We start from the raw sequence: 26,885 nt of genomic DNA, 5'->3' as shown, positions 1-26,885 counted from the left end.
GATATAGTTTTCCGAATATAGTATTCTTTCACCTTGCCGGCTTAAGCTGGCAGGGTGTTTTACTTTTATCGCTTATTACTGTCAATGTGTTATTACTACTAACAGACAATATCACCATAGGCAAGTAAATTGGTGCGGATTCTATTGTGAAAATGCTAAATAATGGGGAGTATGTAATGAATAATGTTGAATTAGAACATGTAATTAATACGGAATTGAATGTTCGGGAGTTTCAGGATTATGCCCCTAATGGATTACAGGTAGAAGGACGCCCCCATATTCAGCGTGTTATCACGGGAGTGACGGCCTGTCAGGCTTTGCTGGATGAAGCTGTGCGTCTGGAGGCGGATGCCATCATCGTACATCATGGGTATTTCTGGAAAAATGAATCACCTGTCATCCGAGGCATGAAACGCCGCCGTTTGCAGACTTTACTCTGTAACGATATTAACTTGTATGGCTACCATCTCCCGCTGGATGCACATCCTACTTTGGGGAACAATGTTCAGCTGGCCCGTCAGATGGGAGTGAAGGTCATAGGAAACATTGACGCTTTATTACCTCATGGCGTATTTGATCAACCGATTACTCCGGCCGAATTAACGGAACGTCTTGAGCAAAGACTGGAGCGTAGGGTGCTGTATTGCGGCGATAATGCACGGGAAGAGATCCGTACTATTGCATGGTGTACCGGAGGAGGGCAGAGTTTTATTGAGCAGGCTGCTGAATTTGGTGTTGATGCTTTTGTGACGGGGGAAGTATCAGAGAAGACTATCCATGTTGCCCGTGAAATGGGGATGCATTTTTACTCAGCCGGACACCATGCAACTGAGCGCTATGGCATTAAAACACTCGGCGAATGGCTGGCTAATCATCATGGGCTGGATGTCACTTTTATTGATATTCCTAATCCGGCTTGATGTGCTTTTTATGTACTACTTATGTACTATAATTAAACACAATTGATATATAAGCTATAGCTTATATAATGCTATTATAAGTTATGGCTTATGAGGTTATTGTGTGGATTGTAATTTTAACTCCTCGCTTTGAAGCGTGGCTTGATGAACAAGATATCAGTACACAGAAGAAGATATTAGCAGACCTGAGTGTGTTAGAAGCCTTTGGTCCTCAACTAGGTCGTCCCGCAGTTGATTCTTTATATGGTTCAAAATTCAATAACATGAAAGAGCTAAGGATTCAATGTAAAGGGAGGCCATTCAGAGCACTTTTTGCATTTGATCCGCTAAGGCAGGCCATTGTCTTATGTGCGGGTGATAAAGCTTTAAATGATAAGCGTTTTTATAAAGAAATGATCCCAATTGCTGATGCTGAATATGAAGCGCATTTGGCGAATTTGGAGGACAAAAAGTGAAAACTCTCAAAGAAAAAATTCAGGAATTTTCAGTAGAAGAGCGTGAAGAGATAAAACAAATGGCTGATGAGCAGATTTTAGAAACAGGCTTACAGCTATTAAGGGAAGAGTTAAATATTTCTCAACAAAAGCTGGCTGATAGTTTAGGTATCAGCCAACCAGCTATTACCCAAATAGAACAACGGGGTAATGATATAAAGTTAGTCACCCTGAAACGCTACGTTGAAGCGATGGGGGGAAAATTGAGTTTAACTGTAGAATTCCCGACAGGTAATGGAAAAATTTTCCATATATAGCCCGCTGATGGAATATCTCTATTAGTGCTATTAGCTTTAAAATTTACTGCCCCTGCTTGGTATAATACCTGGCAGGGATAAAAACACAGTGGCTAATCCACAATAAATCAGAATATTGCCCAAAGCCTGACTCCAACCAGCAAACGCCAATCCTCCCGCCAACAGTAGGTAGTAAAATAACCCCAATAAAGCCCCTGCTGTACCCAGCCTATCTTTATAATGAGTTAACGCAGACGCCAGAAGGTTCGGGATAGCGACGCCATAGGCGATAACTATTCCCGACATGGGAAAAATAAACAGCCAACTATTTTCGAGTAGATAAACAAAAATTCCACCGAACAAGATAAGCCATGCCGCAAGAAAAGTGAGTTTTTCGGTTCTCCATTTCTTTTTCAACAACAGCTTATTCAATACAGAGCCTAACATGACACCTAAAGCAAGAAGCAGGCCGGTGTAGCCGAAAAGTGTTGGTGATAGGCCGAGTTGATCAAAACGAAAAGGTGCCAGTTGATAGTAGCTAAATAGACAAATATTAAATAAAGCGATAAGAAAAGCACTTCGCCAGATTGAAATATCTTTCAGCATCATACGGGCTGTTTCTGATAAAACGATTTTGGTAACGGTGGCAGGGCGTGTTTCAGGTAAACGTGCCATAGACCATATCGTAAGGATAACGGCCAAAACTGTCAGACCTGCAAATACTGCCTGATAATTACCAAAATGATTCAGCGTGGAACCGCTGATCATGCCGATGGCTGGGCTGGCAGCCAGAGCAATGCCCATAATAGAGAAAACACGTGCCAGCTCTTCGCCGCGATAACTATCGCGCATCATGGTCTGTGTTCCGATTGACCCCACTGCCGCACCAAAAGCAGATAACATTCTGGCAATAAGTAGTAACCAGAAATGTTCAGTTAATAGAGCCAGCAAACAGGCGCAACCATAAAGTAATAACCCGGTAATAATCGTAGGGCGTCTGCCAATAACATCACACAGCCGACCCCATACCACCACGCCTATAGCAAATGCGAAAAAGTAGAGTGATAAGGTTTGAGAAGCTTGTTCCACACTGACGGAAAATCCACGGGCAATGTTGGTTAATGCCGGGCTATAGATGGTTTCTACAATCTGAGGAAACATCATCAGGGCAATGGCTAGCCAAAGTGGTGGTTTGATTTGCATAGTCTTTTTCTTATGGAATTGAATGAGTTGTGTTCAGAAGGCTAACATTTTAGTGATTGTCTCTTTATAATAATAAAGACAATATATTTATATAATCAGACATTCACACTTAAGGGCTATATATGGCGTGGTTGCGACAAAATGATCTGTTTGATCCGGATAACCTGAATGTACTCGTTGCGGGTATTGCGGCAGAGATGGGGCAGCATGATTCTGGATTTCATCAACATAGTATGGGGCAATTGTTGTTTACTCAGCGTGGTTGTATCAAAATCACATTGGCCAGCCAGATCTCTATTTTGCCGCCAACCCGAGTGGCATGGATCCCACCAGAGACTCGTCATCGGGCAGAAATGCGAGGTTCCATCGGATATCGCTCAATTTATCTGGATGTTTCTGAAATACAATTCCTGCCAGAACAGTGCGCAATACTGGAAACCACTCCGTTGCTACAGGCTGTTCTGGAGCGTATTGCAATATCTCCGTTTGATACTGACTGGAAGCAGGGGAAAAACGCAAATCTACTGGCTGTATTTCTTGATGAAATTAGCGAGGCGCGCCGGGAACCAACGTTATTATCATTACCTGCTGATCGCCGTTTTGCGAGTTTATCCTTTGAGCAATTACCGCCTTCACTACAAGTGCTTGCAACCTATATTGGAGCCAGTGAAAAAACCATTACCCGTATATTTAAGCGTGAAACGGGAATGAATTATCAACAATGGCGTCAGCAATGGCGATTAGTTAAAGCGATAGAATTATTGGCTCAGGGCAAAACATTATCTTATGTTGCTCAGGAGCTGGGGTTTACCAGTGACAGTGCTTTTGTGACTTTTTTCCGTAAAATAATGGGAAGACCGCCACGGGAGTATATGGCGGGTTCAGAAAGAAAGGCATATAGAAATTAACAATTAATTTGTACTCTGAATCATTTAAAATAGTTAATTGACACAATATGGTTCAGGCAGATAAACAGACTCTGAATCAAAATCGACAACAACGTCAACGCCAAGTGGCATAGTAAACATTGGGTGTGTATGGCAACAATCGAAATCAGCCAAAACAGGAACTTCTTTCCCATGCAGAACTTCTTTCAGTACATCCAGAGAATTTCTTCCCGTTCCTTTATCATCAAATTGTTCGTGTTTTCCAAGAATAATCGCTGAAACTTTATCAAAGACCCCACATAACAGAAGATGGGAAAAAGCGCGTTCAACCAGCTCTATTCCTTTGAAACAGTCTTCAATAAGTAAAATATCACCTGTTTTAATTTCAGGCATATATTCACTTCCCCAGATCCCACAAAGCGTATTTAAATTACCACCAATTAATCTGCCTCGGAATGTTCCTTTTCCATCAAAAATCCACTTATTAGGAAATGTATTTTTAGGGGCTGTTTGCGCTTCCCATTCTATATACTCATCAGCCCAACATTCAGGCTGTTTATATATAAAAGGAAGAGAATGATTATTATTGACTATTTGAGAGAAGTTATTGAATGTCTCATCAACTAAAGGTGGAAATTCACCAAATGAAGCGACTAATGCAGGGCCATAAAAAGTCACTACATTGGTTTTCTGATATATTCCAAGTAAAAGTGCTGTTATGTCAGAATAACCAATAATGATTTTAGGGTCTTCTCTGATGGCATCATAATCAATATATGGCAGCATTGAGTTTGAATTGTCACCTCCTATAGTAGACATAACACACCTTACTTCTGGATCACGAAGCAGGGCATTAAACTCTTCCACTCGTTGCATAATGGTGCCTGAACGATAAAAATCGCTTTTACCGGTGAGTATTCCGGCTTTTGTTTTATAACCTTTACTTTCTAAATAACGGACACTTCTGGCAAAACGAGTCGGAGCAAAAGCAGTTGCAGGAGATGAAGAGGAGAAAAAACCGATAGTTTCACCAATGGATAATTTTTTAGGAAGGATCATGGCGCTACCTTTTATTTGAATAATAATGGGTACCACACAACGAATACTGCACCTTAACCGCCAGACAGGAGGCCGATAGTGATGGCAGAGCCGACATTAAGGTACAGTAAAATGCACACTTCATTGTGAAGTGTGCCAGCGAACCAGTCAGATTATTTTTTTAACTGACTGTTAAAATCCCGTTCGGTATGACCAGTATACAGTTGGCGAGGACGAGCAATCCTCATACCTTCATCATGCATTTCATTCCAGTGTGCAATCCAGCCGATTGTGCGGGCAATAGCGAAGATCACTGTAAACATGGATGACGGAATTCCCATCGCTTTCAAAATAATACCTGAGTAGAAATCGACATTCGGGTACAGTTTCTTCTCAATGAAGTACGGGTCATTCAGGGCAATGCGCTCCAGCTCCATGGCAACTTCCAGCAGGCTGTCATTCAGACCAAGTTCATCCAGCACTTCATGGCAGGTTTCACGCATTACTGTTGCGCGTGGGTCATAGTTTTTATAGACGCGATGACCAAAGCCCATCAGGCGGAAAGCGTCGTTTTTATCTTTGGCCCGGGCGATAAACTCAGGAATATGATCGACAGTCTGAATCTCTTCCAGCATACGCAGGCAAGCTTCATTCGCTCCGCCGTGTGCTGGCCCCCACAGTGATGCAATTCCCGCAGCAATACAGGCAAATGGGTTAGCGCCAGAAGAACCTGCTGTACGGACTGTTGAAGTTGAAGCATTCTGCTCGTGGTCTGCATGAAGAATAAAAATGCGATCCATTGCCCGTTCTAATACAGGGTTGACCTTATATTCCTCACAGGGGGTTGAGAACATCATGTACAGGAAATTACCGGCGTAAGAGAGATCATTACGCGGATAAACAAAAGGCTGACCAACGGAGTATTTGTAACACATCGCCGCTACCGTTGGCATTTTAGACAAGAGACGGTATGCGGTGATTTCGCGGTGGCGCGGATTATTAACATCCAGCGCATCATGGTAGAAGGCAGCAAGAGCGCCTGTAACACCACAGAGTATAGCCATAGGGTGGGAATCACGACGGAAACCATGGAACAGACGGGTAATCTGTTCGTGAATCATAGTATGACGAGTCACCGTAGTTTTGAATTTCTCATACTCCTCAGGAGTTGGTGGTTCGCCATTTAGCAGGATATAACAAACTTCCAGATAGGTTGATTTCATTGCAAGCTGATCGATGGGAAAACCACGGTGCAATAAAATGCCTTCATTGCCATCAATATAGGTGATTTTCGACTCGCAGGAGGCAGTGGAAGTGAAACCGGGATCGTAGGTATAGAAGCCTTTTGAGCCGAGGGTACGAACGTCAATTACTTCAGAGCCTAGGGTTGGCGTTAGTACGTCTAGTTCGATAGCAGCTGAACCATTTATGGTCAACGTAGCCTTTTTATCAGCCATTTACATCTCCTTAGCGCTTGTTTCTTATAACCCCTAACAACCTAAATAGGCGTAATCCTTACTGCGCCGACGGCATTGTGCTACCGGAGAGAATTAAAAATCAGGCTGTATATACCCTTTGTTTCTGTCGGGTATCGATTTAATGCTGAAATCTCATTTTACGGACGACAATAGTGTTCAGGTTGTTAAAAAGTTTCCGGATGTCAATCTAAAGTATTTCTAACATAAAATGTTATCATTTTGTGTCGTAACGATACTTTTACAAAGCCCACATTTTTCGTGAAGTTTACTTTTTCATCGGAAAATGACGGTAGATATTATGCACCGTCATATATGTAAGATAAATGTTTAATCTTTGTCAAACAAGATAATGGTTTTTATGATAAATGTTTGAAGCGTGATCTTACTCACTGTTCAAGCTAAATGTTAATAATCATATTGTGTGGGAATTGTAATAACAATGTGAAGTACTTATACTGCGTTAAGGTCTCCGGATTACCTGATGTAGGAGCACCCAGCGTAATCAAATCACAACGTTTGTTGAAACAGTAAGGATTGTTAATTTAATTATGTTGTGTCTTTGTGTCCTCTTAACGCTGTCTGATTCCCACCCAGGGCCGGAGGATGGAAAATAAAAAAAGCTGTGTGGGCAAAATTGTGAAAAAACAAAGACCTGTCAACCTCGATCTGCGGACGATAAATCAACCCGTCTCCGCGATAGCTTCGATCTTGCACCGTATCTCAGGCGTCATCACCTTTATAGCAGTCGGCATTCTGCTGTGGTTGTTGGGTATGTCACTGTCTTCGCAAGAGGGCTTCCAGCATGCATCTGAAATCATGACTGGCTTTTTCGCCAAATTTATCCTGTGGGGGATATTAACGGCGTTGGGTTACCACATTTGTGGTGGGATCCGCCATGTTTTGATGGACTTTGGTCTCTTGGAAGAGAGTCTCGCCGCTGGTAGAACTTCTGCTAAAGTGGCAATCGTGATCGCAGTTATTCTGTCTATTCTGGCCGGGGTATTAGTATGGTAAGCAACGCATCCGCATTGGGGCGCACGGGGATTCAGGACTGGCTGTTGTTACGTGCATCTGCAATCGTTATTGTTTTATATGTTCTTTATTTAGTTGGTTTTGTAGCAACAACGTCAGACATCACCTATGAAGTCTGGAGCGGTTTTTTCTCCTTCTCTCTCACAAAAGTGTTCACCGTACTGGCTCTGCTTTCCATTTTAGTCCACGCATGGATTGGAATGTGGCAGGTGCTGACGGATTATGTAAAGCCACTGGCACTGCGTCTGGTATTGCAACTGATCATTATTGTTGCGCTGTTGGCTTATTTGATTTACGGAACAATTGTGGTGTGGGGTGTATAAATGAAACTGCCGGTAAGAGAGTTTGACGCTGTTGTTATTGGTGCTGGTGGCGCAGGTATGCGTGCTGCACTGCAAATTTCACAAATGGGCCTGTCCTGCGCCCTGATTTCTAAAGTTTTCCCTACCCGATCCCATACAGTTTCTGCTCAGGGTGGTATTACAGTTGCTCTGGGTAACACTCATGAAGATAACTGGGAATGGCACATGTATGACACGGTAAAAGGTTCCGATTATATCGGCGATCAGGATGCCATCGAATACATGTGTAAAACCGGTCCTGAAGCAATTCTCGAATTGGAACACATGGGGCTACCATTCTCACGTCTGGATAATGGCCGAATTTATCAGCGCCCGTTTGGTGGTCAATCCAGAAATTTTGGTGGTGAGCAGGCTGCCCGTACTGCGGCTGCGGCTGACCGTACCGGCCATGCATTACTTCATACCCTGTACCAGCAGAACCTGAAGAACCACACGACTATTTTCTCTGAGTGGTATTCTCTGGATTTAGTCAAGAATCAGGACGGAGCCATTGTTGGCTGTACAGCTATCTGTATCGAAACAGGTGAAGTTGTCTATTTCAAAGCCAAGGCAACGATTCTGGCGACAGGTGGTGCTGGCCGTATTTTCCAATCCACAACAAATGCACATATCAATACAGGTGACGGTGTTGGTATGGCTCTGCGTGCCGGTGTTCCGGTGCAGGATATGGAAATGTGGCAATTCCACCCGACCGGTATTGCAGGTGCGGGTGTGTTGGTCACAGAAGGCTGCCGTGGTGAAGGTGGTTATCTGCTGAACAAAGATGGCGAGCGCTTTATGGAGCGTTACGCACCAAATGCTAAAGATCTGGCTGGCCGTGATGTCGTTGCTCGATCTATGATGATCGAAATTCGTGAAGGTCGTGGCTGTGAAGGCCCATGGGGACCTCACGTGAAACTGAAACTGGATCATCTGGGTAAAGATGTTCTGGAATCCCGTCTGCCGGGTATCCTCGAATTGTCCCGTACCTTTGCTCATGTAGATCCTGTAAAAGAACCGATTCCGGTGATCCCAACCTGTCACTATATGATGGGGGGTATTCCAACCAAGATTACCGGTCAGGCTCTGACTATCAATGAAAAAGGCGAAGATGTTGTCATTCCGGGTCTGTTTGCCGTGGGTGAAATTGCCTGTGTATCCGTGCATGGTGCAAACCGTCTGGGGGGTAACTCCTTACTTGATTTGGTGGTCTTTGGTCGTTCTGCTGGTCTGCACCTGAAAGAGTGCCTGATGGAGCAGGGAACCAGCCGTGATGCCAGTGAGTCTGATGTTGACGCAGCACTGCAACGTCTGAACCGTTGGAATAATACCCGTTCAGGTGAAGATCCGGTTGAAATTCGTAAAGCATTACAGGCCTGTATGCAGCACAACTTCTCTGTATTCCGTGAAGGGGATGCAATGGCGAGAGGGTTGGATGAACTGAAAGTCATCCGTGAACGTCTGCACAATGCTCGTCTGGATGATACATCATCAGAATTCAATACTCAGCGTATCGAATGTCTGGAACTGGATAACCTGATGGAAACCGCTTATTCGACGGCAGTTGCTGCGAATTATCGTACAGAAAGTCGTGGGGCACACAGCCGCTTCGATTATCCAGAGCGTGACGATGCAAATTGGCTGTGCCATAGCTTGTATTTACCGCAGACTGAGAGCATGACCCGTCGTGAAGTTAACATGCAGCCAAAACTGCGTGAAGCCTTCCCGCCGAAAGTGCGTTCTTACTAATTGCGTTGCCAATGTTCCAGTTGCGGAGAAATAGATTATGAAACTTGAATTCTCAATTTATCGTTATAATCCGGATGTAGACAACGCACCCCGTATGCAGGATTACACGCTGGAAGCGGAAGAAGGGCGTGACATGATGCTGCTGGATGCCCTCATCCAGTTGAAGGAACAGGATCCAACCTTGTCTTTCCGCCGTTCATGCCGTGAAGGTGTATGTGGTTCCGACGGTTTGAATATGAACGGTAAAAATGGCTTGGCCTGTATTACATCCATTTCAGCCTTGCGTCGTGGAAATAAAAAAATTGTTATCCGCCCGCTGCCGGGTTTGCCTGTTGTCCGTGATTTGGTCGTTGATATGGGGCAATTTTATGCGCAATATGAGAAAATCCGTCCTTATTTAATTAATGACGGTAAAAACCCTCCTGCGCGTGAGCACCTGCAATCACCAGAGCAACGTGAAAAACTGGATGGCCTTTATGAGTGTATCCTGTGTGCCTGCTGTTCGACGTCTTGTCCGTCATTCTGGTGGAACCCGGATAAATTTATTGGGCCAGCGGGCCTGTTAGCGGCATATCGTTTCCTGATTGATAGCCGGGATACTGAAACTTCATCCCGACTTGACGGTCTGAATGATGCATTCAGTGTGTTCCGTTGTCATGGAATTATGAATTGCGTCAATGTATGTCCTAAAGGTCTGAATCCAACAAAAGCGATTGGTCATATTAAGTCTATGTTGTTAAGACACAGTGCTTAATTAAATATTACTGATAGGTCGATATATATATCTAATGGATTTCAAGCTGCATCGCGGCTAACAAAGAAGTGGCTTGAAAGACAAAAGATATAGTGCATAAATAACACATAAATTGTGTGCAAATAATGCATATAAGGTTGCCCTCCACATTTTTGAAATAAATATCAATCTGGTGGAGGGCATAAAGAATGAAAGATGATAAATTGCCTGCTGCTAATGACGGCGCATGTTTCAGTAAAATAAGGAACCTTTAAAAACTGGAGTCAGTTTTTAAAGGTTCCTTGAAGGGTAGGATAACCCAAATAAAGAACATGCATAAAGCACGTCCAAATGAACCTTTTACCAACACCGCTTAATAAAGCGGAATTTGTTAACCACGGCGAAAACTAAAGCTTTTGAAGCTTAAGGGATCACAATGCAGAACGGTGCAATGAAGGACTGGCTGGATTCAAGCTTTCTGGCTGGTGCAAACCAGTCTTACATAGAGCAAATCTATGAAGACTATATAACCGATCCTAATTCTGTTGATGCAGGTTGGAGAGAAATATTCCAACAATTACCGGATGCGGGACTTCACGGGGAACAACTTCACTCACAGACACGTGATTACTTCCGTCGTCTGGCAAAGGATGCCACTCGTTACCACACTTCAGTCAGCGATCCAGCAATGGATGCAAAACAAGTTAAGGTTTTGCAGCTAATCAACGCATTCCGCTTCCGCGGTCATCAAAATGCGAACCTTGATCCATTGGGATTATGGAAACAGGAACCTGTACCAGATCTCGATCCTGCTTTCCATAATTTAACCAAAGCAGATTTTGAAGAAACATTTAACGTAGGCTCATTTGCTATCGGCAAAGAGACGATGAAACTGGCTGATTTATATGACGCCCTGAAGCGCATTTATTGTGGCTCTATTGGTGCGGAATATATGCATATCACCAATACAGAGGAAAAGCGCTGGCTCCAACAGCGTCTGGAATCTGTGGCGGTAGATTCACAGTTCAGTACAGAAGAAAAACGTCGTTTTCTGGCAGAGCTGACGGCAGCGGAAGGTTTGGAACGCTATTTAGGTGCTAAGTTCCCGGGGGCGAAACGTTTCTCCCTTGAAGGCGGTGATGCGCTGATTCCAATGCTCAAAGAACTTATCCGTCACGCAGGCAAACAAGATACTCGTGAAGTTGTACTGGGAATGGCTCACCGTGGGCGCCTCAACGTTCTGGTCAACTTATTTGGTAAAAAACCAGCGGATCTGTTTGACGAGTTTGCTGGTAAGCATAAAGAACACCTTGGCACGGGTGACGTGAAATACCATCAGGGTTTTTCTTCTGATTTCGAAACTGAAGGTGGACCAGTGCATCTGGCGCTGGCATTTAACCCCTCTCACCTTGAAATTGTCAGCCCTGTCGTTATTGGTTCTGTACGTGCTCGCCGTGACCGTCTCAATGAAGGCCGCAGTAATATGGTTCTGCCAGTGACCATTCATGGTGACTCAGCAGTAACAGGGCAGGGGATTGTTCAGGAAACACTGAACATGTCTCAGGCGCGCGGCTATGAAGTTGGTGGTACAATTCGAATTGTGGTTAACAACCAGATTGGTTTCACAACCTCTAATCCTAAAGATACCCGTTCAACAGAATATTGTACTGATATTGCGAAGATGGTTCAGGCACCTATCTTCCACGTCAACGCAGATGATCCGGAAGCCGTTACTTTCGTAACCCGTCTGGCTCTGGATTTCCGTAATACCTTTAAACGTGACGTGATGATTGATTTGGTTTGTTACCGTCGTCACGGACATAACGAAGCTGATGAGCCAAGCGCAACTCAGCCTTTGATGTATCAGAAAATCAAGAAACACCCAACACCACGTAAAATCTACGCAGATAAACTTATCGCAGAAAGTTTGTTGGCACCTAACGATGTCACCGAAATGGCCAACTTATATCGTGATGCATTAGATCATGGTGATTGTGTCGTGGATGAATGGCGTCCAATGGGCCTGCATTCCTTCACATGGGAACCTTACCTGAACCATGAATGGGATGCAGAGTATCCACATCAGGTGGATATGAAGCGCTTGCAAGATCTGGGCAAACGTATCAGCTCCATTCCGGCTGAGGTCGCAATGCATTCCCGCGTTGCGAAAATCTACTCTGACCGTGCAGAAATGGCTAATGGAAACAAATTATTTGACTGGGGCGCGGCAGAAACACTGGCGTATGCAACTCTGGTTGATGAAGGTGTTCCGGTACGTCTGTCCGGTGAAGATGCTGGTCGTGGTACATTCTTCCACCGTCATGCGGTTATTCATAATCAGACTGATGCCTCTGTTTATGTGCCTCTGGCAAATGTTCACAATGGTCAGGGCGTATTTAACGTATGGGATTCCGTGCTGTCTGAAGAAGCAGTATTGGCGTTTGAATACGGTTATGCAACAACAGAGCCACGCACGCTGACCATCTGGGAAGCTCAGTTTGGTGATTTTGCTAACGTAGCACAGGTCGTTATTGACCAGTTCATCAGCTCTGGGGAACAGAAATGGGGCCGTATGTGTGGTCTGGTCATGTTGCTGCCTCATGGGTATGAAGGGCAAGGCCCAGAGCACTCATCAGCACGTCTGGAGCGTTATCTGCAATTGTGTGCAGAACAGAACATGCAGGTATGTGTGCCGTCAACTCCGGCTCAGGTTTATCACATGCTGCGTCGTCAGGCTCTGCGTGGTATGCGTCGTCCTCTGATCGTTATGTCACCTAAGTCACTGTTGCGCCATCCATTGGCAGTATCCAGTCTGGATGAACTGGCTGACGGTAAGTTTGAGACAGTGATTGGCGAAGTTGATGCTTTGGATCCGAAAGGTGTGAAACGCGTTGTACTTTGCTCCGGTAAAGTTTATTACGATCTGCTGGAGCAGCGTCGTAAGAATGAACAGAGCGATGTTGCCATTGTTCGTATTGAGCAGCTATATCCATTCCCTCGTCAAGACTTGCAAAATCTGTTTGAGCAGTATGCTCATGTTCATGATTTCGTTTGGTGTCAGGAAGAACCTCTGAACCAAGGGGCTTGGTATTGCAGTCAACATAATTTCCGTGAAGCGATCCCATTTGGGGCTTCTTTACGTTATGCAGGGCGTCCGGCTTCTGCTTCCCCGGCTGTGGGCTATACGTCTGTTCACCAGAAGCAACAGCAAGCTCTGGTTAATGACGCACTGAACGTTGAATAAATTAAGGATAGAAAATGAGTAGCGTAGAAATTCTGGTTCCAGACCTTCCTGAATCTGTTGCGGATGCCACTGTTGCAACATGGCATAAAAAACCGGGTGATGCTGTAGAGCGTGATGACATCCTGGTTGAAATTGAAACTGACAAAGTGATTTTAGAAGTACCAGCAAGTGAAGCAGGTGTTCTGGAAGCTATTTTGGAAGAAGAAGGCGCCACTGTATTGTCTAAGCAATTGCTTGGTCGTATTAGCCTGAGTAACAGTGCTGGCATGCCTGCTGCGGTGAAAGAAACAACTGAAGCAACTCCGGCACAGCGCCAGACGGCTTCTTTGGAAGATGAGAGTAACGATGCTCTTAGCCCGGCAGTCCGTCGTCTGATTGCAGAGCACGATTTGGATCCGGCTGCGATTAAAGGCAGTGGTGTCGGTGGCCGTATTGTGCGTGAAGACGTAGAAAAATATATCGCTGCGAACAAAAAAGAGAACGCGAAACCTGCTGCGCCAGCCGCTCAGCAGTCCGAATTGTCGTCTCACCGCAGTGAAAAACGCGTACCAATGACGCGTTTACGTAAGCGTGTAGCTGAACGTCTGCTTGAAGCGAAGAACAATACGGCGATGTTGACGACTTTCAATGAAGTCAACATGAAGCCAATTCAGGAACTGCGTAAGCAATACGGTGATGCGTTTGAAAAACGTCATGGCGTTCGTCTGGGCTTTATGTCCTTCTATGTGAAAGCTGTTGTTGAAGCACTGAAACGTTATCCGGAAGTGAATGCTTCAATTGATGGCACTGACGTGGTTTACCACAACTATTTTGATATCAGCATTGCGGTATCGACTCCTCGTGGTCTGGTAACTCCAGTATTACGTGATGCAGATGCCCTGAGCATGGCTGATCTCGAAAAAAGCATCAAAGAGCTGGCTATTAAAGGCCGTGACGGTAAATTGACTGTTGATGAACTCACCGGTGGTAACTTCACCATTACTAATGGCGGTGTTTTCGGTTCTCTGATGTCCACTCCGATCATTAACCCACCACAAAGTGCGATTCTGGGCATGCATGCTATCAAAGATCGCCCAATGGCAGTCAATGGTCAGGTTGAGATCCTTCCGATGATGTATCTGGCACTGTCTTATGACCATCGTCTGATTGACGGACGTGAGTCAGTAGGCTTCCTGGTGACCATCAAGGAAATGCTGGAAGATCCAACACGTTTGTTGCTGGATGTATAGCATCACCATCAGGGCGGAGGGTGTTAAATTCCGCCCAGTCTGAAGTACAACGATGTTGATGTAAAAAGTGTTGATGTAACAAACCATGCGGTCAGCCTTCGGGCTGGCCATATCCGAGCAACAAAATATACCCTGTGAATTTCGAAATGCAGTAAATAAGGCTGTAGCTTGTGGTACGCAGGTATAGAAGGTTAATTACCTTTCTTAGATTAAATTATGGATAGAACATCATGAATTTACACGAGTATCAGGCAAAACAACTTTTTGCACGGTATGGTTTACCAGCACCAGCTGGTTATGCCTGCACAACGCCGCGCGAAGCAGAAGAAGCAGCATCCAAGATTGGTTCAGGTCCTTGGGTCGTTAAATGTCAGGTTCATGCAGGCGGTCGCGGTAAGGCTGGTGGTGTGAAAGTCGTCAATAGCAAGGAAGATATTCGTGCTTTTGCTGAACAATGGCTGGGTAAACGGCTGGTAACTTATCAGACTGACGCACAGGGCCAACCTGTTCATCAGATTCTGGTAGAAGGAGCGACTGATATTGCTAAGGAGCTGTATCTCGGGGCTGTTGTTGACCGTGGTACACGTCGTGTAGTGTTCATGGCCTCTACCGAAGGTGGCGTCGAAATAGAAAAAGTGGCGGAAGAAACGCCCGAACTGATTCATAAAGCAATCATCGACCCACTGGCTGGCCCTATGCCCTATCAAGGCCGTGAACTGGCGTTCAAGTTAGGTTTGACTGGTAAACAAGTCGGCCAATTCACCAAGATTTTCATGGGATTGGCAAACCTTTTCCTTGAGCGTGATCTGGCTCTGGTTGAAATTAACCCGCTGGTTATTACAACTGAAGGTGATCTTATCTGTTTGGATGGAAAGTTGGGCGCAGATGGTAACGCGATGTTCCGTCAGGCCGAACTGCGTGAAATGCACGATCCTTCACAGGAAGATCCACGTGAAGCTCAGGCTGCACAATGGGAACTGAATTATGTTGCATTGGATGGCAACATTGGCTGTATGGTAAATGGTGCTGGTCTGGCAATGGGCACGATGGACATTGTCAAACTGCACGGTGGTGCACCTGCTAACTTCCTTGATGTTGGTGGTGGCGCAACAAAAGAGCGTGTTACTGAGGCATTTAAAATCATCCTGTCAGATGAAAATGTGAAAGCTGTCTTGGTAAATATCTTTGGTGGGATCGTCCGTTGTGACCTGATTGCCGATGGTATTATTGGTGCTGTGGAAGAAGTTGGTGTTCACGTACCGGTAGTTGTTCGTCTGGAAGGAAACAATGCTGAACTGGGTGCGAAAAAACTGGCTGATAGTGGCTTGAACATTATAGCAGCAACCAGTTTGACAGACGCAGCTAAACAGGCAGTCGCAGCAGCGGGGAATAAATAATGTCTATTTTAATCGATAAAAACACCAAAGTGATTTGTCAGGGTTTTACGGGTAGTCAGGGCACTTTCCACTCAGAACAGGCGATTGCTTACGGTACTCAGATGGTTGGTGGTGTTACACCGGGTAAAGGTGGCACCGAGCACCTTGGTCTGCCTGTGTTTAATACCGTTCGTGAAGCGGTTGAAGCAACAGGTGCAACAGCCTCTGTTATTTATGTACCGGCACCATTCTGTAAAGACTCCATTCTGGAAGCCATTGAAGCTGGCATTAAACTGATTATTACCATCACTGAAGGTATTCCAACGCTGGATATGCTGACGGTTAAGGTAAAACTGGATGAAGTTGGCGTTCGTATGATCGGCCCTAACTGCCCGGGTGTGATTACTCCGGATGCATGTAAGATCGGTATTATGCCTGGTCACATTCATAAAGCAGGGAAAGTGGGTATTGTATCCCGTTCAGGGACGTTGACATATGAAGCCGTGAAACAGACCACTGATGCGGGATTAGGTCAATCTACCTGTGTTGGTATCGGTGGTGACCCAATTCCTGGTTCAAACTTCATCGATATCCTGAAATTGTTCCAGCAGGATCCACAAACTGAAGCTATCGTTATGATCGGCGAAATTGGTGGGACAGCAGAAGAAGAAGCTGCTGCATACATCAAAGAGCATGTTACGAAACCTGTCGTTGCTTACATCGCTGGTGTGACAGCACCTAAAGGTAAGCGTATGGGGCATGCTGGTGCGATTATCGCAGGTGGTAAAGGTACTGCGGATGAGAAATTCGCAGCGTTGGAAGCCGCAGGTGTGAAGACTGTTCGTAGCCTTGCTGACATCGGAGATGCAGTAAAAGGTTTATTGGCAGGAAAATAGTCTCAGAATAAGCTATTTTTATAGAAAAAGGCTGCTTTTAAGCAGCCTTTTTATTTTTATTTATAATATAAACAGTAGGTTAGTATTTTTATACAGAGTGATATTTTTAAATTAAATTTAACTTGTTTTTAGAAAGCGCTATTTAATCGATTAATTTAATTATAAATGCTAAAAAAATATATTTTTCTAATAATGAAAATGAAAAGTTAATTTTATAATGCTTTTCACAGCAAAAAATATATTAACAGACATTATTGGCAACAAATAATTAACACTAAATCAACTGTAATGAAATAATAGCGGTTATACTTAACAAGAGAATGAAAAAAATGACTAAAATCAATTTATTACTATAAAATCTGTTCGCTTAATTTGATTTAATTGATCTAGAATAAAGAGATATTACCTCATAAATGAACGGCACTATTGATCTATATTCAGAATTCTAGTCTGAGTCACGTAAAAGCTATTTATTGTGTGTGAATATAGGCGTAATATTATTGAGATTTATACTGGATTTGATTTACTTAATAATTTGTTGTTGTGTTTGAGGCATTTATTGCTGGTAGTTACGAGACTTTCATTTTATGAAGTCGGGTTGCCGCAAGTCGGTGTCTTCCTGCTAGGAGCAAGGAGTCAAGATGTTTGATATTGTCGAACTGTCACGATTACAGTTTGCCTTAACTGCTATGTACCACTTCCTATTCGTACCATTGACGCTCGGCATGGCGTTCTTGCTTGCGATAATGGAAACGGTATATGTCCTGTCTGGCAAGCAAATCTATAAAGATATGACGAAATTCTGGGGTAAGTTATTTGGTATTAACTTTGCTCTGGGTGTTGCAACAGGTTTGACTATGGAGTTCCAGTTCGGAACAAACTGGTCATATTTCTCACATTACGTTGGTGATATTTTTGGTGCACCATTAGCCATTGAAGGCCTGATGGCTTTCTTCCTTGAATCCACCTTTGTTGGTTTATTCTTTTTCGGTTGGGATCGCCTCAGCAAGAAACAGCATCTGGCGGTAACATGGCTGGTTGCATTAGGTTCTAACTTCTCTGCTTTATGGATTCTGATTGCGAATGGCTGGATGCAAAACCCGATTGCATCTGATTTCAATTTTGAAACCATGCGTATGGAAATGGTGAGCTTTAGCGAGCTTGTGCTGAACCCTGTTGCTCAGGTGAAATTCGTTCATACTGTTGCTGCTGGCTATGTGACAGGCGCGGTTTTCGTCTTGGGGATAAGCTCCTACTATCTGCTGAAAGGGCGGGATATTCCGTTTGCTAAACGTTCTTTTGCAATTGCATCAAGTTTTGGTATTGCCGCAGTATTGTCTGTCATTGTACTGGGTGATGAATCCGGATACGAAATGGGGGACGTACAAAAAACCAAACTGGCTGCGATTGAAGCAGAATGGGAAACACAGGCACCTCCGGCTGCATTCACACTGATAGGTATTCCTGATCAGGATAAGATGGAAAATAAATATTCCATCCATATTCCTTATGTCTTAGGTCTTATAGCGACCCGCTCAACTGATACTCCTGTTATTGGTCTGCGCGACTTGATGAGTCAGCATGAGCAACGTATCCGTAACGGCCTTAAAGCTTATGAGTTGCTGGAAGAATTGCGGGCAGGTAATACTGATCCGGCAGTACGTAGCGCATTCAATGAAAGTAAGAAAGATCTTGGCTACGGTATGCTGGTCAAACGTTACACTCCAGAGGTAACAAACGCGACAGAAGAGCAGATCAAAGCCGCGACGAAAGACTCTATTCCACGTGTAGCTCCACTCTATTTTGCATTCCGTATCATGGTTGCCTGTGGCTTTATCATGTTGTTAGTTATTGGCCTGGCATTCTTCAGCGTTATCCGTAACCGTATCGGTCAGCAGAAATGGTTGTTGCGCGCAGCCCTGTTCAGTATCCCATTGCCGTGGATTGCTGTTGAAGCAGGCTGGTTTGTTGCAGAGTATGGCCGTCAGCCGTGGGCAATTGGTGAAGTATTACCAACCGCAGTTGCCGCTTCGACACGTAGTGTCGGGGATCTGATTTTCTCAATGGCACTGATTTGTGGTCTGTACACCTTGTTCTTGATTGCTGAAATGTTCCTGATGTTCAAATTTGCCCGTCTTGGTCCAAGTAGCCTCAAAACAGGGCGTTATCATTTTGAACAAAAAGCCGTTTCTTCAACGAAGAATTCTTCAGTGAACAGTATTGAGTAAGCGGGAGTCCACTTATGCTTGATTATGAAGTATTACGATTTATATGGTGGCTGCTGATTGGTGTGTTGCTAATCGGGTTTGCAGTGACCGATGGTTTTGACATGGGTGTTGGTATCCTGTTGCGGGTTATTGGCAGAAACGACACTGAACGCCGTATCATGATTAACTCTGTGGCACCTCACTGGGATGGCAATCAGGTGTGGTTAATCACAGCCGGGGGGGCATTATTTGCTGCCTGGCCAATGGTATATGCTGCTGCTTTCTCCGGTTTCTACGTCGCGATGATTCTGGTACTGGCGGCTCTGTTCTTCCGTCCGGTCGGTTTTGACTATCGCTCAAAACTGGAAGACAGAAAATGGCGTAATATGTGGGATTGGGGCATTGTTGTCGGCAGTTTTGTACCACCATTAGTGATTGGTGTTGCATTCGGGAACTTGCTACAGGGTGTGCCACTGGCGGTAGATTCTTATTTACGCGTATCTTATGAAGGGTCATTCTTCGGGTTACTAAACCCTTATGGCCTTCTCGCCGGTATTGTCAGTTTGATGATGATCATTACGCAGGGAGCCACTTACCTGCAAATGCGTACTACAGGTGAATTACACCTGCGTTCCCGTACTGCGACACAGGTTTGTGCGTTAATCACAGCTGTGGCTTTCTTACTGGCGGGTGTATGGCTGATTTACGGTATCGATGGTTATGTTGTAACTGGCGGTCTGGATGTAAACGGCGTATCTAACCCATTACATAAAGAAGTGGTTCAACAGGCAGGGGCATGGCTGATCAACTTTAATAACCAGCCGATATTGTGGGCGATACCTGCACTGGGTGTGGTTTTCCCTCTGTTGACTATGCTAGCCACCAAACTGGATAAAGGTGCGTGGGCTTTCCTGTTCTCATCATTGACGGTTGCCTGCATTATTTTGACCGCAGGGATATCTATGTTCCCGTTTGTGATGCCATCAAGCCTTGATCCGAATGTCAGTCTGACCATGTGGGATGCAACATCCAGTCAGTGGACACTACAAATTATGTTCGTTGTTGCACTTATCTTCGTTCCGATTGTTTTGTCATACACCATCTGGTGTTACTATAAAACCTTCGGCCGTTTGGATAAGAGTTACATTGAAAACAACAAACATTCACTGTACTAAAGGAGCATAGCACATGTGGTATTTTGCCTGGATTCTCGGAACGCTCTTAGCTTGTAGTTTTGCCATTATTGCGGCTTTAGCTCTTGAGCACAGTGAGTCAAAAAAAGTAACTGAGAGTGACAAAAAATAATGTTGGTTGATAGACTTTATCAGCTAATAATGAATAAGGGCCTGTTGAGGGCCCTTATCCTCATTATGGCTTTGGGACTGGCTGCATGCATCTTGTGGGATTCGACCAGATTTGCATCGAACACCAGTTCGTTAATGATATGGCAAGGTATTTTTCTGATTTGGGCAATTTGTTCCGGGGTTATTTTCGGTGTCGGGTTTAATCCTAAACATTTCGTCTGGCGTTTCTTCTTTCATCCATTACCCGCACTTTTAATCCTTATTTTTGGCTTATATCATTTCTTTAAGTAAACTATTTGTAATTTTATAGGACACTGGCCCATAAATTTTTTTGACTAGTTTAATAACAAGTCATTCCAAAGCGCTATTGTCTTAAGTATAGTGGCTGCGTCAATTAGTCTGATTAGGATTATGTGTGAGTAATATGTTGTTCCGTTGGCCTATCCGTGTTTATTACGAAGACACAGATGCTAGTGGTGTGGTCTATCACGCTCAATATCTGGCTTTTTATGAAAGAGCCCGCACAGAAATGTTGCGTGATAAGGGCTTTCACCAAAAGTATATGTTGGATGAACAAATTGGTTTTGTTGTCAGTCGCATGACCGTTGACTACCGGAAGCCAGCCAGATTAGATGATCAGCTGGTTGTGGAGTGCGAAGTGACGAATATCCGCGGTGCTTCGCTGACATTTACTCAACGGATAATTGATTGTAATGATGTAGTTATCAGTAACGCAGAATGTCTGGTTGTCTGCGTAAATTCATCTCAAATGAAGCCTATTGCGCTTCCAAAGTCTATTGTCGCGGAGTTTAAGCAGTGACTGACATGAACATCCTAGATTTATTCCTGAAGGCAGGCTTTTTAGTACAGCTGATCATGTTAATTCTGATTGGTTTTTCTGTCGTCTCTTGGGCGATTATTATTCAAAGAACAAGAATTCTGAATTCCGCTACCCGTGAAGTGGAAGCATTTGAGGATAAATTCTGGTCTGGGATTGAATTGTCTCGCCTTTATAAAGAGAGTCAGTCACATCGTGATTCATTAAGCGGTACTGAACAAATTTTCTATTCTGGCTTTAAAGAATTTTCTCGTTTACATCAGGCAAATAGCCATGCGCCTGAAGCGATTCTTACCGGAGCCTCGCGGGCTATGCGTATTTCCATGAACCGTGAATTGGAAACACTGGAAAATCATATTCCATTTCTGGGCACCGTTGGTTCCATCAGCCCTTATATCGGCCTGTTCGGGACTGTCTGGGGAATTATGCATGCTTTTATTGCGTTGGGGTCAGTGAAGCAGGCAACGTTACAGATGGTTGCGCCCGGTATCGCAGAGGCTCTGATTGCGACCGCAATCGGTCTGTTTGCAGCTATCCCTGCTGTTATGGCTTATAACCGTCTGAATCAGCGTGTCAATAAACTGGAACAAACTTACGACAATTTTATGGAAGAACTTCTGGCGATATTACACCGTCAGGCTTTCGTGTCTAATACTAACAAGTCGTAATAAATAGTAAGGGGAAAGCGAATGGCGCGCACTCGCAGTCGCAGACGTGAGCTAAAATCCGAAATCAATATCGTTCCCTTGCTGGACGTGTTACTGGTTTTACTGCTGATTTTTATGGCAACCGCACCAATTATTACGCAAAGCGTAGAAGTTGATCTACCTGATTCAGTGGATTCGAAAACGGTTTCCAGTACTGATAATCCACCTGTCATAGTGGAGGTTTCTGGGGTAGGGCGGTACAACATGGTTGTGAATCAGGAGCGTCTGGAATTATTACCAGAGCAACAAATTATTGCTGAAGCTCAAACTCTGATAAAAGCTAACCCCAAAACCATTTTCTTGATTGGGGGTTCAAAAGAAGTCCCTTATGATGAAGTCATCAAGGCTCTGAATATGCTTCGTCAGGCGGGAGTGAAATCAGTGGGTTTAATGACTCAGCCTATTGGCGCCTGAGTGGCGGCTTACACTTAAAGTTTCTGGATGTCGAGCGTGGGAAAGACAAACAAGCAAAACAGCAGGCTAAATCGCGCCATTATTATTTCAGTTATTTTTCACATTATCTTGTTCGGGTTTCTGATTTGGGGCTCTTTAGAACAAAAAACTGAGATGGGCGGTGGTGGAGTCGGTGGTACAGTTATTGATGCGGTTATGGTCGATCCAAATGCCGTAGTTCAACAATATAACCAGCAGCAACAGCAACAGGCTAATGCCAAACTGGCTGAGCAGCAGCGGAAGAAAAAAGCCGAACAACAGGCCGCTGAATTGCGGGCTAAGCAGGCTGAAGAGCAAGAGCGCCTGAAAGCTGCGGAAGAAGAGCGGATAAAGGCACAGCAGGTTGCGCAAGAGCAGAAAAAACAGGCTGATGCTGCCGCTGCTAAGGCTCGACAAGAGCAGAAAATTGCAGAAGAAGCAGCAGCCAAAGCGAAAGCAGAGCAGGAAAGAATTCTGAAAGAACAGGAAGAAGCTCGACAAAAGGCTGAGGCTCAGGCCAGAAAAGAAGCTGAAGAAGCGGCGAAACGTAAAGCCGAAGCGGAAGCGAAGGCAAAAGCAGAGGCTGAGGCAAAAGCTAAAGCGGAAGCCGAAGCGAAAGCTAAAGCGGCGGCTGAAGAGAAAGCTAAAGCGGATGCAGCGGCTAAAGCCAAAGCAGAGGCCAAAGCAAAAGCGAAAGCTAAGGCTGAAGAAGCCAAACAGGCTCAGACAGTCGATGATTTGTTAGGAGGACTGACTTCCGATACACCTAAACAGGGAGGAGCATCCGCAGCAGGTAAAGGCGGTGGTAAAAAGAGTGGTGTTTCTGAATCGGATATCAATAATTATAAAGGACAAATTCGGGCGGCAATTCAGAGTAAATTTATTGATCCGAGTTTGTTCTTAGGGCGCACCTGTGATTTGACGATAAAACTGGCACCGGATGGTATGTTAATTAGTATTCATGCTAATGGAGGCGATCCAGCCCTGTGCCAAGCGGCAATAGCAGTGGCTAACCAAACTAAAATGCCTCGCCCACCAAGTAAAGAGGTTTATGAACATTTCAAGAGTTTCTCACTAGACTTTAAACCATAGTAAGGTAAATATTTGGTAATAATAGATAATTTATTAGGTGAAACTGCGGATAATTTATCTATGTAAACAAAATCATCAGATTTTATTTAGGTATCTGGTTTTGTTTGTTGGCGTTTGTTAGAATCCGGCGGATTATTGCGGGCATGGTGATCGCGATAAGGGAGAGATGATGAAGCAAACTTTTAAACTGACGTTTAAGGCATTATTGGGCTTTCTGCTGCTGTGGGCAACAGTTGCCCGTGCGGAAGTTCGCATTGAAATTACAGAGGGTGTTGATTCAGCCCGTCCTATTGGTGTTGTACCATTCAAATGGACAGGGGCAGATAATCCACCTGAAGCAATTGGTTCTATTGTTGCAGCTGATTTGAGAAACAGTGGGAAGTTTAATCCCATCACTGCGGATCGTATGCCACAACAACCTACCACGGCATCAGAAGTTACCCCTGCTGCATGGTCTGCCCTTGGGATAGATTCAGTGGTTGTCGGGCAGATTCAGCCTGCTGCTGATGGTAAATATTTAGTTTCTTATCAATTGGTTGATGTGGTTGGTACGCCCGGTTCGGTATTGGCTCAGAATCAATTCCAAGTTGATAAAAAATGGCTGCGTTATGCTGCACACACAGTCAGTAATGAAGTATTTGAAAAATTGACTGGCATCAAGGGGGCATTTGCGACTCGTATAGCTTATGTCGTGACGAAAACAGCCACAGATAAATACCCGTATGAACTGCGTGTTGCTGACTATGACGGCTATAACGAAAATATCGTGCATCGTTCACCAGCACCTTTAATGTCACCGGCATGGTCACCAGATAGTGCTCAACTGGCTTATGTGACATTTGAAGGCGGGCACTCTTCTCTGGTGATCCAGACACTGGCAACTGGAGCGGTACGTCAGATTGCATCGTTTCCTCGTCACAACGGTGCACCGGCATTTTCCCCAGATGGCACCAAGCTCGCTTTTGCATTATCTAAAACGGGCAGCCTGAATTTATATGTGATGGATTTAGCTTCAGGGCAAATGCGTCAGATAACAGATGGTCGCAGTAACAATACTGAGCCAAGCTGGATGCCGGATAATCAGACGCTGGTTTATACTTCGGATCAGGGCGGTCGCCCACAGTTATATAAAATTGATATTAATGGCGGTGCTCCACAACGACTGACTTGGGAAGGTTCACAGAACCAAGACGCTGATGTGAGTCCTGACGGTACTTTTATCGTTATGGTCAGCACAGCGAGTGGCAGTCAGCACATCGCCAAACAGGATCTGGTAACGGGATCTGTTCAGGTTTTGACAGATACGTTTCTAGATGAAACGCCGAGTATCGCACCTAACGGCACTATGGTTATTTATAGCTCCACCCAAGGGTTGGGGACTGTATTGCAGCTAGTTTCGACTGACGGACGTTTCAAAGCGCGTCTTCCGGCCACTGATGGACAGGTGAAATCTCCTGCCTGGTCGCCGTATCTGTGATGCATAACAAGTATGTATGGCAAACTATAAAAGGATCAAAGAGATGCAATTGAACAAAGTGCTAAAAGGGCTGATGTTAGCTTTACCAATCATGGCCGTAGCAGCGTGTAGTAATACCAATAAAAATGGTAACAGTGATCAGTCAGGCGTAAGCACTGTTGATAATTCTTCTAAAGCAGGTCTGTCTGCTGAAGAATTAGCACGTCAGCAAATGCAGGAACTGCAAAACCACAACATCGTATACTTCGGCTTCGATAAATACGACATCAACAATGAATTCGCTCAGATGCTGGATGCACATGCTGCATTCCTGCGTAGCAATCCATCTGTTAAAGTGACTATCGAAGGTCATGCGGATGAGCGTGGTACTCCTGAGTACAATATCGCTCTGGGTGAGCGTCGTGCAAATGCAGTTAAAATGTACCTGCAAGGCAAAGGCGTTTCAGCTGGCCAGCTTGCTGTTGTTTCTTACGGTAAAGAAAAACCAGCAGTACTGGGTCATGACGAAGCAGCATACGCTAAAAACCGTCGCGCTGTAATCGTATACTAAGAGTAATGCATGAACAGTAACTTCAGACGTTTTGTATTGGGTCTGTCGTTATTGGTTGGCGTAGCGGCTCCCTGGGCCGCTACCGCCCGAGCGCCAATCAGTAATGTCGGCTCAGGCTCCACCGATGAGCGCCTTTCCCAGTTAGAGCGTATTTCTGACGCTCACAGCCAGTTATTAACCCAACTTCAGCAACAGCTTGCTGATTCTCAGCGTGATATTGATACATTACGTGGTCAGATTCAGGAAAATCAGTACCAATTAAATCAGGTTATTGAGCGCCAGAAGGACATTTATCAGCAACTGGATAAAATCACCAACCCTTCAGGCTCTGAATCTACTGATAACGCCAGTCCGTCAGTAGATAAAAGCGGAGATAATCAACCGACCGCTGCCACGAGTACAGGCAGTGAGAAGGGCGATTATGACGCTGCTGTTGCTTTGGCGATCAATACCAAAGAATATGATAAGGCAATTGTTGCTTTTCAAAACTTTGTCAAAGCGTATCCTAAGTCGAAATACCTATCTAATGCCAACTATTGGTTAGGTCAGCTGAATTACAATAAAGGCAAGAAAGATGATGCGGCTTATTATTTTGCGACTGTGGTGAAAAATTACCCTAAGTCATCAAAAAGCAGCGATTCCTTGTATAAAGTTGGTTTGATTATGCAGGAAAAAGGACAAAAGGATAAAGCTAAGGCAGTTTATCAGCAGGTAGTTAAGCAATATCCCGGTACCAACGCAGCAAAAATGGCCGCCAAAAAGATTGCTGGAATGTAATAATTATCCCCCAAAAGGTCATATATCGGTCTTTTTGGGGATGATTGAGTGATTAGTAGTCGCTTGAGCGGGTTTTAATAAAATAAATGTTGCGCCGCGCTGAGAAATCAGTAATATATGCCGCCGTTGGCAAGTAATAGTGTTGCTAAGCAAGATTTAAATGGGTCGTTAGCTCAGTCGGTAGAGCAGTTGACTTTTAATCAATTGGTCGCAGGTTCGAATCCTGCACGACCCACCATTTAAATCCTCAATTCAGATATATCCCAGATGGGTCGTTAGCTCAGTCGGTAGAGCAGTTGACTTTTAATCAATTGGTCGCAGGTTCGAATCCTGCACGACCCACCATCTAAATTCCCAACCCAACACTCTTCAAGTAATCAATGACCTCAGTTCGTAGAGCCGTTGGCTTTTAATCAATTGGTCGCAGGTTCGAGCCGAGCGAAGCGAGACAACAACGCATAAGCGTTGGCCCGAAGGGTGAGGCCGGAGGCCGAATCATCCTGCACGACCCACCATCTAAATTACCAACCCAATACTCTTCAAGTAATCAATGACCTCAGTTCGTAGAGCCGTTGGCTTTTAATCAATTGGTCGCAGGTTCGAGCCGAGCGAAGCGAGACAACAACGCATAAGCGTTGGCCCGAA

Annotated in this window: 26 protein-coding genes, 2 tRNA genes and 2 other RNA genes; 27 read left to right on the top strand and 3 right to left on the bottom strand. The window is 44.6% G+C overall.

Features of this window, described 5'->3' with window-relative positions; all coding sequences use genetic code 11:
* Positions 1-176: 176 nt before the first annotated feature.
* The 3 genes from AAC855_RS08410 (at position 177) to AAC855_RS08400 (ending at position 1,671) form a co-directional block, all read left to right on the top strand.
* A complete protein-coding gene (locus tag AAC855_RS08410) occupies positions 177-920 on the top strand; it encodes a type 2 GTP cyclohydrolase I (protein WP_340609141.1) in 744 nt (247 codons plus the stop codon).
* Positions 921-1,027: 107 nt separating this feature from the next.
* Positions 1,028-1,375, top strand: coding sequence for a type II toxin-antitoxin system RelE/ParE family toxin (locus tag AAC855_RS08405; RefSeq protein WP_479715139.1), 348 nt, complete (start codon positions 1,028-1,030; stop codon positions 1,373-1,375).
* Positions 1,372-1,671: a helix-turn-helix domain-containing protein gene (locus AAC855_RS08400; RefSeq protein WP_340609140.1), complete on the top strand. Its 300-nt coding sequence runs from the start codon at positions 1,372-1,374 to the stop codon at positions 1,669-1,671. Before AAC855_RS08405 ends, AAC855_RS08400 begins: the two co-directional genes overlap by 4 nt.
* Before the next feature lie 36 nt (positions 1,672-1,707).
* Here the strand turns inward: AAC855_RS08400 and AAC855_RS08395 are convergent, their stop codons facing one another.
* Positions 1,708-2,853, bottom strand: coding sequence for a multidrug effflux MFS transporter (locus AAC855_RS08395; protein ID WP_340609139.1), 1,146 nt, complete (start codon positions 2,851-2,853; stop codon positions 1,708-1,710).
* 122 nt (positions 2,854-2,975) lie between these two features.
* On the opposite strand from AAC855_RS08395, the gene AAC855_RS08390 reads away from it, so the two are divergent.
* Complete coding sequence (locus AAC855_RS08390; protein WP_340609138.1) at positions 2,976-3,761, top strand: AraC family transcriptional regulator; 786 nt, start codon at positions 2,976-2,978, stop codon at positions 3,759-3,761.
* Between the two features lie 33 nt (positions 3,762-3,794).
* Here the strand turns inward: AAC855_RS08390 and AAC855_RS08385 are convergent, their stop codons facing one another.
* A complete protein-coding gene (locus tag AAC855_RS08385; RefSeq protein ID WP_340609137.1) occupies positions 3,795-4,799 on the bottom strand; it encodes a S66 family peptidase in 1,005 nt (334 codons plus the stop codon).
* 152 nt (positions 4,800-4,951) lie between these two features.
* Positions 4,952-6,235, bottom strand: coding sequence for a citrate synthase (locus AAC855_RS08380; RefSeq protein WP_340609136.1), 1,284 nt, complete (start codon positions 6,233-6,235; stop codon positions 4,952-4,954).
* 645 nt (positions 6,236-6,880) lie between these two features.
* Between AAC855_RS08380 and sdhC the strand changes: the two genes are divergently transcribed.
* The 23 genes from sdhC to AAC855_RS08265 form a co-directional block, all read left to right on the top strand.
* Positions 6,881-7,270, top strand: a complete 390-nt coding sequence (gene sdhC, locus AAC855_RS08375; protein WP_340609235.1) for a succinate dehydrogenase cytochrome b556 subunit — start codon at positions 6,881-6,883, stop codon at positions 7,268-7,270.
* Entirely contained in the window at positions 7,264-7,611 is a 348-nt protein-coding gene (gene sdhD, locus AAC855_RS08370; protein ID WP_340609135.1) for a succinate dehydrogenase membrane anchor subunit, read from the top strand. Before sdhC ends, sdhD begins: the two co-directional genes overlap by 7 nt.
* Positions 7,612-9,378, top strand: coding sequence for a succinate dehydrogenase flavoprotein subunit (sdhA, locus tag AAC855_RS08365; RefSeq protein WP_340609134.1), 1,767 nt, complete (start codon positions 7,612-7,614; stop codon positions 9,376-9,378).
* Between the two features lie 37 nt (positions 9,379-9,415).
* Complete coding sequence (locus AAC855_RS08360) at positions 9,416-10,132, top strand: succinate dehydrogenase iron-sulfur subunit (protein WP_099109102.1); 717 nt, start codon at positions 9,416-9,418, stop codon at positions 10,130-10,132.
* A gap of 415 nt (positions 10,133-10,547) precedes the next feature.
* Positions 10,548-13,355: a 2-oxoglutarate dehydrogenase E1 component gene (gene sucA, locus AAC855_RS08355; protein ID WP_340609133.1), complete on the top strand. Its 2,808-nt coding sequence runs from the start codon at positions 10,548-10,550 to the stop codon at positions 13,353-13,355.
* Between the two features lie 14 nt (positions 13,356-13,369).
* Entirely contained in the window at positions 13,370-14,584 is a 1,215-nt protein-coding gene (gene odhB, locus AAC855_RS08350; protein ID WP_340609132.1) for a 2-oxoglutarate dehydrogenase complex dihydrolipoyllysine-residue succinyltransferase, read from the top strand.
* Between the two features lie 230 nt (positions 14,585-14,814).
* Positions 14,815-15,981, top strand: coding sequence for an ADP-forming succinate--CoA ligase subunit beta (gene sucC / locus AAC855_RS08345; RefSeq protein WP_099109106.1), 1,167 nt, complete (start codon positions 14,815-14,817; stop codon positions 15,979-15,981).
* Entirely contained in the window at positions 15,981-16,856 is an 876-nt protein-coding gene (sucD, locus tag AAC855_RS08340; RefSeq protein WP_340609131.1) for a succinate--CoA ligase subunit alpha, read from the top strand. The genes sucC and sucD overlap by 1 nt, the downstream gene beginning before the upstream one ends.
* A 641-nt stretch (positions 16,857-17,497) precedes the next feature.
* Positions 17,498-19,084 carry a cytochrome ubiquinol oxidase subunit I gene (gene cydA / locus AAC855_RS08335; RefSeq protein WP_340609130.1) on the top strand — a complete coding sequence of 529 codons (1,587 nt, stop codon included), beginning with the start codon at positions 17,498-17,500 and terminating at the stop codon, positions 19,082-19,084.
* A 14-nt stretch (positions 19,085-19,098) separates the two neighbouring features.
* Positions 19,099-20,238: a cytochrome d ubiquinol oxidase subunit II gene (cydB, locus tag AAC855_RS08330; RefSeq protein WP_340609129.1), complete on the top strand. Its 1,140-nt coding sequence runs from the start codon at positions 19,099-19,101 to the stop codon at positions 20,236-20,238.
* A 13-nt stretch (positions 20,239-20,251) separates the two neighbouring features.
* Positions 20,252-20,368, top strand: a complete 117-nt coding sequence (gene cydX, locus AAC855_RS08325; RefSeq protein WP_099109110.1) for a cytochrome bd-I oxidase subunit CydX — start codon at positions 20,252-20,254, stop codon at positions 20,366-20,368.
* On the top strand, positions 20,368-20,658 hold the full coding sequence (ybgE, locus tag AAC855_RS08320; RefSeq protein ID WP_340609128.1) for a cyd operon protein YbgE: 291 nt from the start codon (positions 20,368-20,370) through the stop codon (positions 20,656-20,658). Before cydX ends, ybgE begins: the two co-directional genes overlap by 1 nt.
* Positions 20,659-20,782: 124 nt before the next feature.
* Complete coding sequence (gene ybgC / locus AAC855_RS08315) at positions 20,783-21,187, top strand: tol-pal system-associated acyl-CoA thioesterase (protein ID WP_339385651.1); 405 nt, start codon at positions 20,783-20,785, stop codon at positions 21,185-21,187.
* On the top strand, positions 21,184-21,873 hold the full coding sequence (gene tolQ, locus AAC855_RS08310) for a Tol-Pal system protein TolQ (protein WP_340609127.1): 690 nt from the start codon (positions 21,184-21,186) through the stop codon (positions 21,871-21,873). Before ybgC ends, tolQ begins: the two co-directional genes overlap by 4 nt.
* Before the next feature lie 21 nt (positions 21,874-21,894).
* Entirely contained in the window at positions 21,895-22,326 is a 432-nt protein-coding gene (tolR, locus tag AAC855_RS08305; RefSeq protein WP_086953752.1) for a colicin uptake protein TolR, read from the top strand.
* Between the two features lie 36 nt (positions 22,327-22,362).
* A complete protein-coding gene (tolA, locus tag AAC855_RS08300; RefSeq protein ID WP_340609126.1) occupies positions 22,363-23,436 on the top strand; it encodes a cell envelope integrity protein TolA in 1,074 nt (357 codons plus the stop codon).
* Positions 23,437-23,605: 169 nt separating this feature from the next.
* Positions 23,606-24,913 (top strand): Tol-Pal system beta propeller repeat protein TolB, encoded by a 1,308-nt coding sequence (tolB, locus tag AAC855_RS08295; RefSeq protein ID WP_340609234.1) that lies wholly within the window; start codon positions 23,606-23,608, stop codon positions 24,911-24,913.
* 43 nt (positions 24,914-24,956) lie between these two features.
* Positions 24,957-25,463: a peptidoglycan-associated lipoprotein Pal gene (gene pal / locus AAC855_RS08290; RefSeq protein ID WP_340609125.1), complete on the top strand. Its 507-nt coding sequence runs from the start codon at positions 24,957-24,959 to the stop codon at positions 25,461-25,463.
* A gap of 9 nt (positions 25,464-25,472) precedes the next feature.
* Complete coding sequence (gene cpoB / locus AAC855_RS08285) at positions 25,473-26,240, top strand: cell division protein CpoB (protein ID WP_340609124.1); 768 nt, start codon at positions 25,473-25,475, stop codon at positions 26,238-26,240.
* Positions 26,241-26,402: 162 nt separating this feature from the next.
* Positions 26,403-26,478 (top strand) — tRNA-Lys (locus AAC855_RS08280).
* Between the two features lie 31 nt (positions 26,479-26,509).
* Positions 26,510-26,585 (top strand) — tRNA-Lys (locus AAC855_RS08275).
* A 40-nt stretch (positions 26,586-26,625) separates the two neighbouring features.
* Positions 26,626-26,755, top strand: a non-coding RNA gene (locus tag AAC855_RS08270) — RtT sRNA.
* Between the two features lie 40 nt (positions 26,756-26,795).
* A non-coding RNA gene (locus AAC855_RS08265) (RtT sRNA) lies at positions 26,796-26,885 on the top strand; the annotation flags it as partial.

Source organism: Xenorhabdus bharatensis (genome assembly GCF_037996705.1).
In the GTDB taxonomy this organism is placed as follows: domain Bacteria; phylum Pseudomonadota; class Gammaproteobacteria; order Enterobacterales; family Enterobacteriaceae; genus Xenorhabdus; species Xenorhabdus bharatensis.
The sequence above is the reverse complement of the archived record's forward strand: the minus strand, read 5'-3'. Positions and strand labels throughout refer to the sequence as shown.